At 60.5% G+C, this 12,624-nt stretch carries 9 protein-coding genes and 3 pseudogenes; 7 read left to right on the top strand and 5 right to left on the bottom strand.

What is annotated here, in order from left to right; translation table 11 throughout:
* Window positions 1-18 precede the first annotated feature (18 nt).
* The 5 genes from NKJ89_RS06435 (at window position 19) to NKJ89_RS06415 (ending at window position 6,207) form a co-directional block, all read left to right on the top strand.
* Window positions 19-1,590, top strand: coding sequence for an FGGY-family carbohydrate kinase (locus NKJ89_RS06435; RefSeq protein WP_352600902.1), 1,572 nt, complete (start codon window positions 19-21; stop codon window positions 1,588-1,590).
* Window positions 1,583-2,908 (top strand): iron-containing alcohol dehydrogenase, encoded by a 1,326-nt coding sequence (locus tag NKJ89_RS06430; RefSeq protein WP_245266572.1) that lies wholly within the window; start codon window positions 1,583-1,585, stop codon window positions 2,906-2,908. Before NKJ89_RS06435 ends, NKJ89_RS06430 begins: the two co-directional genes overlap by 8 nt.
* 76 nt (window positions 2,909-2,984) lie before the next feature.
* Window positions 2,985-4,067 carry an ABC transporter ATP-binding protein gene (locus NKJ89_RS06425; RefSeq protein WP_352600900.1) on the top strand — a complete coding sequence of 361 codons (1,083 nt, stop codon included), beginning with the start codon at window positions 2,985-2,987 and terminating at the stop codon, window positions 4,065-4,067.
* On the top strand, window positions 4,068-5,123 hold the full coding sequence (locus tag NKJ89_RS06420; protein ID WP_023758891.1) for a hypothetical protein: 1,056 nt from the start codon (window positions 4,068-4,070) through the stop codon (window positions 5,121-5,123).
* A gap of 85 nt (window positions 5,124-5,208) precedes the next feature.
* On the top strand, window positions 5,209-6,207 hold the full coding sequence (locus NKJ89_RS06415) for a sugar-binding transcriptional regulator (protein ID WP_198032218.1): 999 nt from the start codon (window positions 5,209-5,211) through the stop codon (window positions 6,205-6,207).
* Window positions 6,208-6,552: 345 nt separating this feature from the next.
* Here the strand turns inward: NKJ89_RS06415 and NKJ89_RS06410 are convergent, their stop codons facing one another.
* The 5 genes and pseudogenes from NKJ89_RS06410 to NKJ89_RS06390 form a co-directional block, all read right to left on the bottom strand.
* A complete protein-coding gene (locus tag NKJ89_RS06410) occupies window positions 6,553-7,077 on the bottom strand; it encodes an EF-hand domain-containing protein (RefSeq protein ID WP_352600897.1) in 525 nt (174 codons plus the stop codon).
* A 213-nt stretch (window positions 7,078-7,290) separates the two neighbouring features.
* Window positions 7,291-7,784, bottom strand: a pseudogene (locus tag NKJ89_RS06405) (hydantoinase/oxoprolinase family protein); the annotation flags it as partial.
* 195 nt (window positions 7,785-7,979) lie between these two features.
* Window positions 7,980-8,132: pseudogene (locus NKJ89_RS06400) on the bottom strand (RES domain-containing protein); the annotation flags it as partial.
* Window positions 8,133-8,137: 5 nt separating this feature from the next.
* Window positions 8,138-8,548, bottom strand: a pseudogene (locus tag NKJ89_RS06395) (transposase); the annotation flags it as partial.
* 214 nt (window positions 8,549-8,762) lie between these two features.
* Window positions 8,763-9,836 (bottom strand): LacI family DNA-binding transcriptional regulator, encoded by a 1,074-nt coding sequence (locus tag NKJ89_RS06390; protein WP_352600895.1) that lies wholly within the window; start codon window positions 9,834-9,836, stop codon window positions 8,763-8,765.
* Window positions 9,837-10,082: 246 nt separating this feature from the next.
* On the opposite strand from NKJ89_RS06390, the gene NKJ89_RS06385 reads away from it, so the two are divergent.
* Together NKJ89_RS06385 and NKJ89_RS06380 are read left to right on the top strand one after the other, a co-directional pair.
* A complete protein-coding gene (locus NKJ89_RS06385) occupies window positions 10,083-10,916 on the top strand; it encodes an ABC transporter substrate-binding protein (RefSeq protein ID WP_502904098.1) in 834 nt (277 codons plus the stop codon).
* 91 nt (window positions 10,917-11,007) lie between these two features.
* On the top strand, window positions 11,008-12,549 hold the full coding sequence (locus tag NKJ89_RS06380) for an amino acid ABC transporter permease/ATP-binding protein (RefSeq protein ID WP_352600891.1): 1,542 nt from the start codon (window positions 11,008-11,010) through the stop codon (window positions 12,547-12,549).
* Window positions 12,550-12,624 lie beyond the last annotated feature (75 nt).

The raw sequence follows: 12,624 nt of genomic DNA, 5'->3' as shown, positions 1-12,624 counted from the left end.
AATTGGGCTATTTCGGCGATGGCGGTTTCGACCGCCCTCGCCCTTGGCAATGTGGCGGCAATGGCTCCGGATCTCGTCATCGGCATTGATTCCTCGACCTCGGCAACCAAGGCAATTGCCTGGGACCGCAATGGACGCAGCGTGGGGGAGGGTCGCGCGCCGATAGCAATGTCCAACCCGCGCTCGGGGTATTTCGAGCAGGACCCGGCCCAGTGGTGGGCTTCGGCGGTTGCAGCGCTGCGCACCGTAACTGCAACAGTTTCGCCAAGGCGCATTGCCGCCCTAGCCATTTCCAACCAGCGCGAGACCTTTGGCCTTTTCGACGAACAGGGCGAAGCGCTCCGGCCCGCGACACTCTGGCTGGACGAGCGGGCTCGCCAGAAAGCACGCCGCTTCGGTGAGGCTTTCGGCGCGGCGCGCGTCCACGCGATATCCGGCAAGCCGCTGGACGTCATTCCTTGCCTTTATCGCATGATCTGGTTTCGCGAGGAGCAGCCCGAGATCTTTGCCCGGGTGGAGCGAATGGCCGAAGTTCATGGCTATCTCGTTTTTCGCCTGAGCGGCCGATGGGTAACATCGACTGCCTCGGCGGACCCGATGGGTGTGCTTGACATGCGCGCAATCGACTGGTCGAACGAGATACTGGAAGCGGCAGGCGTCGCCCGGCGGATGATGCTGGACTTGGCTCGGCCAGGGACGGTTGTGGGCCAGGTAACTCAGGCAGCCGCCACGCTGACAGGCTTGCGGGAGGGGACGCCGATCGTGGCTGGCGGCGGCGACGGTCAATGCGCCGGAACGGGCGCCGGTGTGTTGCAGCAGGGAAGCGCTTACATCAATCTTGGCACAGCGGTCGTCTCGGGAAGCTTCGGCACCGAGTATGTCTGTGATCCGGCCTTCCGCACCGAAAATGCCATCGCTGAGGATGGCTACATCTACGAGACGTGTCTGCGCGCCGGCACTTTCCTCGTCGACTGGATGGCGCGCGAAATGCTGGGCGTCGATCTGCATGGCTGCAACGGCGAGCTGGAGGCGCTTGAGGCCGAGGCCGCAGCCAGCCCGATCGGCGCTGGCGGCATAATGCTGTTGCCCTACTGGCAAGGCGTCATGGATCCCCATTGGAACAGCGGCGCTCGCGGTGTGATTGCCGGGCTTTCCGGCTCGAGCCGCCGCGGCGACATCTATCGCGCAGTGCTGGAAGGCATAGCGCTCCATCAGGCAGCTACAAGTCAGCGGGCCGCTGCCGCCGCCCACCAGGACATCGACTACTTTATAGCGATCGGCGGAGGAGCGAAGTCCGACCTGTGGATGCAGATTCTGGCAGATGCACTCGACCGTCGCGTAAAGCGTTCGACGACCGTGGAAGCCTCCTCGCTCGGCGCGGCAATGGCAGCGGCAAAGGGGGTGGGCTGGTTTTCCACCATCTCCGAAGCTTCCCTCGCAATGGCCAGCGAATCCGCCAAATCTTTCGAACCCAATGCAGTCCATGCCGGCCGGTATGCCGAACTTCTTGCGATTCACGCCGATCTTTGGCCGACGATTTCGGCCTGGAACCAGCGACTGGCGGCTTTCACGGAGGCTGATGGTGGCTGAGACGATCAACTGGAACGCCCTGATCGAGGATGTTGTCGCAGGACGCTGGAAGGATCCTGAGACAGGCGCGGCCGCTGACCTGCCCTTCCAGACGATCGAATTGCTGGAGACGACTGAAGGCCGCGAGGCGGATCTCATCGCGCCTCTGGCGCTGGGCAGCCGGATTGCTGTCGTGTCCGATGTCAACACTTTCGAAGTAATGGGGCGACGCGTCGCTAAGGCGCTGCGCAGTGTAGCCGATATTGACGCAATCGTGCTTCCCGACGGCCTCGACTGCGAAGAAACGACGATCGAGTTGGTCAGGGAGAAAACGCGTCACGCCGACGGCATCGTTGCCGTCGGGTCTGGAGTCCTCAACGACAGCTGCAAGCACGCAACCTTCCTCGACGGCCGGACCTATGCGGTCTTCGGAACCGCAGCGTCGATGAATGGCTACGGCGCCTCGACTGCGTCGGTGACGTTGGCTTCAGGGCTCAAGATCTCGCTGCCCTCGCACGCCCCGCGCGGCATCTTCCTGGACCTAGGTGTGTCGGCGGCAGCGCCAAGCTGGCTCAGTGCTGCTGGCCTTGGCGACAGCCTCTGCCGGTCCACCGCGCAGGTCGACTGGTGGGCTTCGCATCGGCTTTTCGGGACCTATTACTCCGACGTGCCCTATCGGCTGCAGGCCGGCGACGAGGAGCCGATGCTAGCCCACGCGTCTGGCCTGGCGTCGCATGATCTCACCGCCGTCGGGCATCTCCAGCGCGTGTTGACGCTTTGCTCGATGGGAGTCTGCTTCGCGGGCGTTTCGCACCCCGGCTCCATGGGGGAGCACCAAATCTCCCATTGGGTCGACATGTTCGCGCGAGAGCATCATCCCGGTACGACCCATGGTCAGCAGGTTGGCGTGGCATCGCTGGTCATGGCGCGGCTGCAAGCGATGCTGCTGGACATGGAAGAGCCCCCTCGGGCAAAGCCGACGCCCATCGATGAGGCGGCGATGCTGGTACGCTACGGTGCGCAACTTGGACCGCTTTGTATAGCCGAAATGAGGAAGACAGCACTCGACCACAAAGAGACAGAAGCTTTCAACCGGAAGCTTGAGGAAATCTGGCCGGCTCTGCGCCGGGAGCTTCGGCCGATGGCTATGCCGGTCGCCCGCATGGAGGCAGCGCTCAAGGCTGCTGGAGGCCCGGTCACCGGCGCCGAATTAGGCCTGCCACGAGAGCTTTGGCACGACGCCATCCGCTGTTCGCGAGAAATCCGAGGCCGCTGGTCCTTTGTCAATTTGGCGGCCGATGCAGATCTCCTGGAAGAATTTCTGCAGAGCGAACGGTGAGACCGCATTTGCATCGTCCCAGTGGCTCGCATGGCGAATGGAAACGAACGGCAAGGGAATTGAAGGGTAGCAATTTATGGCGTCTGTAACCATCAACAACATAAAGAAGGACTATGGCGCCGTAGAGGTGATCCATGGACTCGACCTTTCGATCGAAGATGGCCAGTTCGTCGTCCTGTTAGGCCCCTCCGGATGCGGCAAGTCCACCCTGTTGCGCATGATTGCCGGTCTTGAGCCCATCACATCCGGTCGCATCGCCATAGGCGACCATGTCGTCAATACCCTTCATCCCAAGGATCGCAACATCGCGATGGTGTTCCAGAATTACGCGCTTTATGCGCACATGACGGTTTTCGACAATATGGCCTTTTCCATGCAGTTGAAGAAACGACCTAAGGAAGAGATCAAACAGAAGGTAGGATGGGCCGCGTCAGTTCTCAATCTGACTCCCTACCTGGAACGGTATCCTCGCCAGCTTTCCGGCGGTCAGCGGCAGCGTGTTGCCATGGGCCGCGCAATCGTGCGCGATCCAACCGTGTTCTTGTTCGACGAACCGCTGTCCAATCTCGATGCCAAACTGCGCGTGCAGATGCGGACCGAAATCAAGGAGCTCCACCAGCGGCTGAAGACCACGACAGTATACGTCACGCACGATCAGATCGAGGCGATGACCATGGCCGACGTCATCGTAATCATGCGAGACGGCTACATCGAACAGATCGGGCGCCCGCTCGACGTCTATGATCGCCCGGAAAATCTCTTTGTCGCCTCGTTCATCGGCTCGCCTGCAATGAATATGTTTCATGGTGAGGTGGCCGATGAAGGGGACGCAGGGGTGGTGCGGATCGGTGACCTCGCCCTGCCGCTACCACCAAAGGCCGCGGTCCGCCCGGGCCAAAAGGTAGTCTATGGCGTCCGCCCCGAGCATCTTCGACCTGTGACGGATGGGAGCGGCATCCGGGCGACCGTCACTGTTGTCGAGCCGACTGGTCCTGAAATCCATATCTTCGCCAGCGTGGGCGACATCGTGGTCTGCTCGGTACTGCATAACCGGATGGAGCTCTCTCCCGGGGCGACAATCCATCTGGAGCCCGCGCCAGACCGAATTCATCTGTTTGACCAAGGCAGCGGCGAACGGCTGGACAAGGGAAGAAACTGAATGGCGCGGATCGTCATCCTCGGTGCCGGCGTCATGGGCTCGGCCATGACGCTTCCGGCCGCTCACGCGGGTAACAGCATCAGCCTCGTCGGGACCCATCTTGATGAAGAGATCGTTGCATCTGTGGCCAGCACAGGGCACCATCCGCGTCTCAACGTCACTCTGCCAGCCGCCGTTGTCGCCTACCCCTGGACTGGATTCGTTGACGCGATGAGCGACCGACCCGATCTACTTGTGCTCGGTGTCTCGTCGGCTGGCGTTCCCTGGGCGATCGACCGTATCGCCGAGAGTGTCACGTCGCCCGTGCCGATTTTGATGGTTACAAAGGGGCTCGCCGCGCGAGACGATGGCATCGACATCCTGCCACACGTGGTTGCCCGCGAAATTCAACGGCGCACCGCTTTGTCGATGCCGGTGATGGCAGTGGGCGGACCGTGTATTGCCGGAGAACTGGCGGCCCAGCGCGATACCTCTGTGATGGTGGCAGGGCACGACGCCGACAGTATTGCCGCGGCATCTCGCCTCCTGCGAGCCCCCTTCTATCATGCGCGGGCGTCGTCCGATCTCGCCGGGGTTGAAATCTGCGCCGCTTTCAAGAATTTCTATACGCTCGCAGTTGGGGCTCCAGTCGGGCTTCTTGAGCGCGACAACAAGGCGCCGAACGGCGCACTCATGCACAATCTTGCCTCGTCACTTTTTTCGCAGTCCCTCCAAGAAATGGCGATCCTTGTCGAAGCCCTGGGCGGAAAAATCGCAACCGTGCGGGGATTGGCCGGTTCCGGCGATCTTTACGTGACCTGCCAGGCAGGCCGCAACGGTCGAATGGGACGCTTGCTCGGCTGCGGCTTGCGTTATTCCGTGGCAAAGCGCGACCATATGAGTTCGGACACGGTCGAGGGGGCGCAACTGGCGCTGGATCTTGGCCCGACATTGGAGAGAATGATGAGCCGGGGCAAACTTCCTCGCGATCGCCTGCCGCTGACGGCCGCCATAGTCGAAGCAATTTGCCATGACGCTCCGCTGGTATTGTCCTTCGACAGTTTTCATCGTGGATAGGCGAATACACAAAGCGCTTCACGTCGATGGCACGGTCCGCCGAGCCACTCGGCTATCGTAGCGCCCCGTGTAGAGAGGACTTTTGATGGAGAAACCACCACGAAAGAAACGCGACGGCCGCCAGATCCTAGCGAATTCCGTCAGCGTCGATCGCGAGGAAGGGCTCCTTGTCCGGGCCGCCTGGCTTGCCTATGTGGGTGACCTCACACAGGCGCAAATCGCCAAGTCTCTCGGTCTAACCCGCCTTCGCGTCAATCGGATGCTGGCGCTTGCCCGCGAGCGGGGGATAGTCCAGATTCGGATTAATTCCAAGGTAGCCAGCTGCATAGATCTAGAGCACCGGCTGCGGGTCGTCTATGGCGTCTCTGATCCTATCGTGGTCCCAACGCCTCCCGATCCCGCTTTGATACCGCAGGTCATTGCAGCCGCGGCGGGCGAAGCCCTGTCGGCTAGAATCCGGGACGGAATATCCGTCGGCGTGGGTTGGGGGAGGACGCTCCAGCTCAGCCTCCGGTCTGTGACAGTGCGCCCGGTGAAAGGAATGTCGATCGTTTCTTTGCTCGGCGGCCTGACGCGGGGGTCGGCCATCAACATTTATGATATGGCTTCTCGGCTTGCGGCGCTGTTCGATGCCGAATGTTTCTACATCGCAGCCCCGGTGTTCACGGATACCGAGGCCACGCGCGATCTGCTCATGCGCCAGTCCATTCTGGAAGATGCCTTTACACATGCCCGTGCTGTCGAGGCCGCTTTTGTTTCAGTTGGCGCGGTTCACAAGGACGCCACGATTTTTCGCATCGGGCTGGTGGGCGAGGATGACCTCACGTCCCTCCAACACGCAGGCGCCGTTGGCGATATCTGCGGCCACTGGATCGATGCGGACGGACAACTCGTCGATCACCCGCTCAACCGGCGCGTTATCGGCCTCGCACCTCAAAACTTGCGTGACATCGATACGGTGATCTTGCCTTCCGGTGGACTCGAAAAAGTTCCGGTGCTGCGCGCTGTATTGCGTCTTGGCGTCGTCGATGTCCTGATCACCGACGAAAAGACTGCTGAATCGATCCTTTCAGAAAAGTCCTAGAGAGGACTGACTGATTTTAGGGGCGCGGACTTGTCTTGGTCGTCCAGATTTCGACTATTCGTTTAGCAGCTTTGCGCGCGTAATGCCTGCCGCTTGCTATAAACCACACCGACGGGATCCTGGAATCTGGGTCATATTCGAATTTGCATATCGAGGTCGACGGCATGGTACGCCGTCAAGCCGGCATCATAGCATGGAGTCGTGACGCTGATCCGGCGCTGGGCGACTATGGACCGCCGTCCGTACTTTTTCACTAATGGCGAAGTGCCGGACGTGGACTGAAGGTGATCATCCGCCGAGAGGACAGGCCGACCAATACTCTAGGCGCAAACTGGGTGTTCAAGGCTAATCAGCACCCCAATTGCCGGGGCCATGAAAGAAGGACTGGATTTCCTCCATGTCGACTTGGCCGTCGCCATTCTCGTCCACTGCATTGAATATGCGATCCACGAAATCCTGCATTTCGCTCTGTGAGACCGAACCATCGCCGTCGGCATCTATGATGGCAAACATCATTCGCATCCCTGCGCCATGCATCATCCTGGCTCCCATGCGACCGTGATTTTCGGCCATCCGCCCTCGTTCACGCCCGCCCATTCTGGGCTCTCCGCCCCCACCGTCGCCACCTTCCCGTTCTGCTTGCGAACGCCGATCCTCGTGCATCTTTTCTTGCATCATCTTGTCCATCATCTGACGCATCATTTCCCTCATCGAATCTTGGCTCGGTCCTGTGCCTTCAGGTGATCCTCCGGGGCTATGATCCTGTGCTTTGATTGCGGGCACGGGCGTCCCGCTCGACTGGGCCAATGCTGGCAAGGCGCATATAGCCAGCGCCGCGGCGACTGCCGTCGCTTTGATCGTGCCTGACATCGTGTTCTCCTTTGAGTGATCTGTAACCCAACATGTTGGCATCTTAGCCCAAACAAGCTGATCGCTTTCTGGTTCCTCGCAAACGTTCGGAAGACCTGGTTCGGTGATGGGGCCAATGTCGCCGAATTCACCTGATGAACTGAAAGGAGAGGACCGCGAGCACGACAATGACGAGGCCGATAAGGTAGATGACACTGTTCATGGCCCGTTCGCCTGGGGCCCGAGGACGATCGTCGAAGTCAGCGACCGCTCATGGAGCGAGACTTCCGAATCTCCTCCGAGGCCAAAGGTGGGCATGGCGACGGCTTCCACCATGGTTCGCATTCCGCCGACGGTGGCGCCTTCCGGATCGAGCCGCAGGCGGCCGCCGTCGAGAACGGCGATGTCGGTGGTGGTGCCGCCGATGTCGGACACCACTGCCTCATCTAGGCTATCATGTACCGCGCTCCACCACGCTTGCCGCTGGGTCCTGACAGGATGGTCTCGATCGGCCTGGAGCGAGCGAATTCAGCGGTAATAAGCGCGCCGTCGCCGCGCACGACCATGAGCGGAGCGACGATCCCGCGTCTTGCCAGAAAGCGTCGACAAGGCGATCGATCATCGAGATCAGCCGGGCGTTGAGGAAGCGTGGTTAGCGCCCGATGAGGGCCGCCGAGTTTCGACGACAGTTCGTGTGAACAGGTCACTCGGAGCCCGGTACGCTCGCGATGATGTCCCCGCCATGTCGTCAGTGCCACGGGGCGTGATCGGGAGCCGTTCATACCCTAAAAGAAAGGCGCAAAGGATTTTGGCGGCCGGCCTCAATGGCGTTCGCGGCTGAAACATGACATGCCGAGAATGGCAGTACCGAGCTTCACCAACTTGTCCGGCGAAGGCCAGTGGAGATCGCGCCCACCCCGATGTTATTTGCTGGCCGGGGGATGCAGCCTTGTGTCGAGGGCAAAAGCTTCCTGGAACTTAAGCGTGTAGGAAGCTGCCGCCTCGCTCGCCACGAAGATGATGTTCCAGCTATGTGAAGAGACCGCACTTGGCATAGCATTCGCGCGACCCTGCCGTCGTGCTCGCGCCAACTCGAATGGCTCTCCCGGTTGGCCAGCTCAACGCCCAAAACCGGGCGCCGGTCCTCCCAATCCACGCCGATCGCCACCAGCACTGCCTGACTGGCGATCACGCCCGCCTCGCGAGCCCGCTCGTAGCGGGCGTCCAAAATGAGATACGGATAGCTTTCCTCGAGCCGCTGCGTGAAGAACGCCTTCAGCGCTTCATCCAGCCGCACCGTCGCCTCGCTCACCGTCGAGGCCGAGAAAACGTGGCCGCACAATTCCTCCGTCACCGCTTTCACCTTGCGGGTCGAAACGCCTTGCACGTACATCTCGACCAGCGCCGAAACCAATGCCTTCTCCGAACGCTGGTAGCGCTCAAACAACTCCGTCGAGAACCGGCCCGCCCGATCCTGCGGGACCCGCAGCTCCTGAACCGCGAACCCGTCCTCATCCGAAAGCAGCAACGCTTTCAACTCGCCTCTGCTCAGTCTAACTTCTCGATTGGTCATGGCACTTCCCCTTCCACGGGAATCGGTGATTGCAACGTCACCAGCGTGCCATGGCCGCCCCCACCTCAAAGCAAGGACCGTTCTCTCTCCAAAACTTTTTGCAGAACGGATCCCGGCGATTGAGCTTGGGCGTCTACCACCCTCTGTTCGAGGGCGGGCCTACGGATCCGCGTTCGATGATCGTGGTCGGCAAAATGAGCCTTTCGGGCGATCGTGTTTCGCCCTTCAACCGCCGGATGAGCAAATCCGCGACACTCTTGCCAAGCGCATAGACTGGCTGGTCAATGACGGTAATGGGCGGGGTTGTCACGCTCGTCCAATCCGCATTATGGAACGTGATCAGCGAAATGTCCTCGGAAACCCGCAAGCCGCGCTGGCGGATCACCCTGAAGATCTCCAGCGCTATGACGCTGTCGGAGGCAAGGATCGCCGTCGGTCGATCTGGTCCGGACAGGAGCTTGTCGGCAACCCTGCCCGCTTCGACAGGGCTTGTTGCACCAAGGCGAACATAACGTTCCGGCCGCTCAATTCCGGCGTCACGGCACACGGTGAGGAAGCCGTCGATACGCTCGCGAACCGATGAGGTATAGATTTGCGCTAGATCGCGGTATTCGTGCCCTTCGACCGCAGTCACATAAGCGATGTTGCGGTGGCCGGCATCGGCAAGAATGCGCGTCGCCCGCATGGCGCTGCCGCGATCGTCGATCGTGACGGTATCGACACCCAGATCGGGCAGTCCCCTATCAAGCAAGGCAAGCGGTCGGCCTGAACGATGGATGTCCCGCAGGTGTGAGATGTCGCGCGATTCCGATGGCGTGACGATCAGCCCGTCGACGCGCTTGCCGATCAAAATTCGCACAGCAGTCTTTTCGTCTTCGATCCTCTCGCCGGAGTTAGCCAGAATCACGTTGAATCCGGCCGCTCTTGCCGCATCGCTGATGCCGCGCACCGCCAAGCTGAAGAACGGGTTCTCGATGTCGCCGACAACCACCCCGATGATCCCGGAGCGGCCGGTCGTCATGCTGCGAGCCAACTCGTTCGGACGGTAGTCCAATATTTTGGCCGCGGCCAGGACATCCGCGCGGATCATGTCGCTGACGACGCCGTATCCGCCGAGCACGCGCGCGGCCGTCGCTTTCGACACTTTTGCCGCGCGGGCGACATCGCTGACTGTTATCGACTGGGTCTTGGGCGCGGTTTTTTTCATCGGATGAAGGACTACAAGAGTTGTTGACGGAAGGTCAATCTGGCGATAACGATTACTAAAGAGACCGGTCTCACACAATAAGAGACCGGTCTCTTACGTGAGAGAGCGAGGGTTTCGAGAATCGTGGAGACAGCCGGCCGCGCAAGCCCCGTGGCAGCGACGAACGATGTGAGGCGCGAGATTTATAGCCTCAACGCAAATGCCAAGAACAACAAACCTTCAGAGTGGAGAGAAGACATGAGCAGGATGGGAATTCTCAAGTCGTTGATGTCACCGGTCAGGACGGGCGTAATGGCTCTTATGGCCGTGTGCATCGGCGCCGGGTTGATTTCGGGAGCCGCCGCCGCGGATGACAATCCCTATGGTCTTATTGATGCGAAAGTCATCAGCGTTGGTACCATGGGCGATGCCAAACCCTACGCTTTCACCCAAGCGGATGGCACGTTCACCGGCTTCGACATCGAATTGTTCCGCAACGTCGCGAGCCGCCTTGGATTCAAGCCGGATCAGGTGATCTTCACCGGCCAGGAATTCTCGGCGCTGATGCCTTCGGTTGCGAACGAACGTTTCGATGTCGCGGTCGCGGCAATCGGTACGACGGAAGCGCGCAAGAAGACCGTCGACTTTTCCGACGGCTATCTCGCGGGCTATCTCTCGGTACTTACCGCCGACAAGGCGATAAATTCGGCGGATGGGCTCAAGGGCAAGCGCCTCGGCGTCGTGCAGGGTACACTGCAGGAGATCTATGCGGCGAAGAATTTTGTCGGAACCGATCTCGTCAAATTCCCCGACAACAACTCCGCCGTTTCCGCGCTGAACAACGGAACCGTCGACGCGCATTTCCTCGATTACGAGGCCGCCAAACAATATGGCGAGCGTTATCCGGGGCTGACGATAGCGCTCAACATTCCTTCCTTCGACGCACCCGCGGGCTTCGTGCTGCGCAAAGGCAACGACAAGTTTCGCGAGGCGTTGAACACTGCCTTGCATGCGGCGATGCAGGACGGCACCTGGAAGACGCTCTACGAGAAGTGGTTTCCCGGGTCACCTATGCCCGACCAGTATCTCCCCAAGAAGTAACCGCGCACAGCCGCCGGCTGTGACGGCCGGCGGACGCGCGCTCGCGCCTGAGTTCATGGTGACGCAAATAGTGCAATAAAAAGGGGACCGAATGGACTGGCTTGAAAACCTGCGTCGCAGTTTCCTCGACTGGCAAGCCATGGCCGACGTGCTGCCGAGCATGATCACCATCGGACTGAAGAACACCTTGATCCTCGCCGCGGCGTCCACGGTACTCGGTGTCGTTCTCGGCATGGTCCTTGCGATCATGGGCATCTCGCAATCGCGCTGGCTGCGCATTCCGGCGCGCGTCTACACCGATATCTTCCGTGGCCTTCCGGCGATCGTCACTATTCTGCTGATCGGCCAGGGCTTCGCTCGCATCGGCCGCGAAATCTTCGGGCCTTCCCCCTATCCGCTCGGCATTCTCGCCCTCAGCCTGATTGCTGGGGCCTACATGGGCGAAATCTTCCGCTCAGGCATCCAGAGCGTCGAGCGCGGGCAAATGGAAGCCTGCAGGGCGCTCAGCATGAGCTATGGGCAGGGCATGCGTCTGATCGTGATTCCGCAAGGCATTCGCCGCGTCCTGCCGGCTCTGGTCAACCAGTTCATCGGCAACGTCAAGGATTCGAGCCTTGTCTATTTCCTTGGACTACTCGCGTCGGAGCGCGAGATTTTCCGTGTCGGTCAGGACCAGGCGGTGGTCACCGGAAACCTCTCGCCATTGCTTCTGGCTGGCGTGTTCTATCTCGTCATCACCGTGCCGTTGACCCATCTCGTCAATTACATCGACAACTCGCTGCGAGTAGGCAAACAGAAGGCCGGCATCGTCACCAGCGGCCTCGCCGAGGTGAGCGAACTGGAAAGCGCAATCAGCAGTCCTCATTCTGGGACCAGCACTGAAGGCAGTTTGGCGCTTCCCCGGTTCAAGGGCGGCAGTCTCGCCATCAGCAATCTCGACATGGCCTATGGCGATCTCGATGTACTCAAGAGCGTCAGCCTGACGGTCAAACCGGGCACGGTCACATGCGTCATCGGTCCGTCAGGTTCGGGCAAGTCGACCCTGTTGCGCTGCCTCAACCGCCTGGTCGAGCCCAAGGGCGGCGACGTGCTGCTCGATGACGCCAGCATCCTGGCGATGAAGCCTGAAAAGCTGCGCCGGCGTGTCGGCATGGTGTTCCAGCAGTTCAACCTGTTCCCCGACCACACAGCCCTAGAAAACGTCATGCTGTCGCTGACCAAGGTCAAGGGCATTCCGCCGCAGGAGGCCGAGCGCATCGCCGAGGCACGCCTTGCCGATGTCGGCCTTGCCGCTCGCAAACACCATCGTCCCGGCAGCCTTTCCGGTGGCCAGCAGCAGCGTGTGGCAATCGCGCGTGCGCTTGCAATGAACCCGGAGGTTATTCTGTTCGATGAGGTGACAAGCGCTCTCGATCCCGAACTGGTGAAGGGCGTACTCAACCTGATGGCGGATCTCGGCCGGCGCGGCATGACAATGGTGGTCGTTACCCACGAAATGGGCTTTGCCCGCAAGGTCGCCGATCAGGTCGTCTTCATGGATGAAGGCCGCGTCATCGAGGCCGGCACGCCTGCTGCGATCTTCGATAATCCCAAAAGTGTGCGTCTGAAACATTTCCTTGCCGAAGTGCTTTGATCGCACCATCGCAGGCCCTGAGGCACATCGAAACCCAAAGTGCCTTCGTCGCGGCCGCCCAGTCCAAACTCCATA

It is taken from the genome of Mesorhizobium sp. M0047 (genome assembly GCF_040323315.1).
GTDB lineage: Bacteria > Pseudomonadota > Alphaproteobacteria > Rhizobiales > Rhizobiaceae > Mesorhizobium.
Note: the sequence above shows the minus strand (reverse complement) of the source record. Positions and strands in the feature narration are given on the sequence as shown.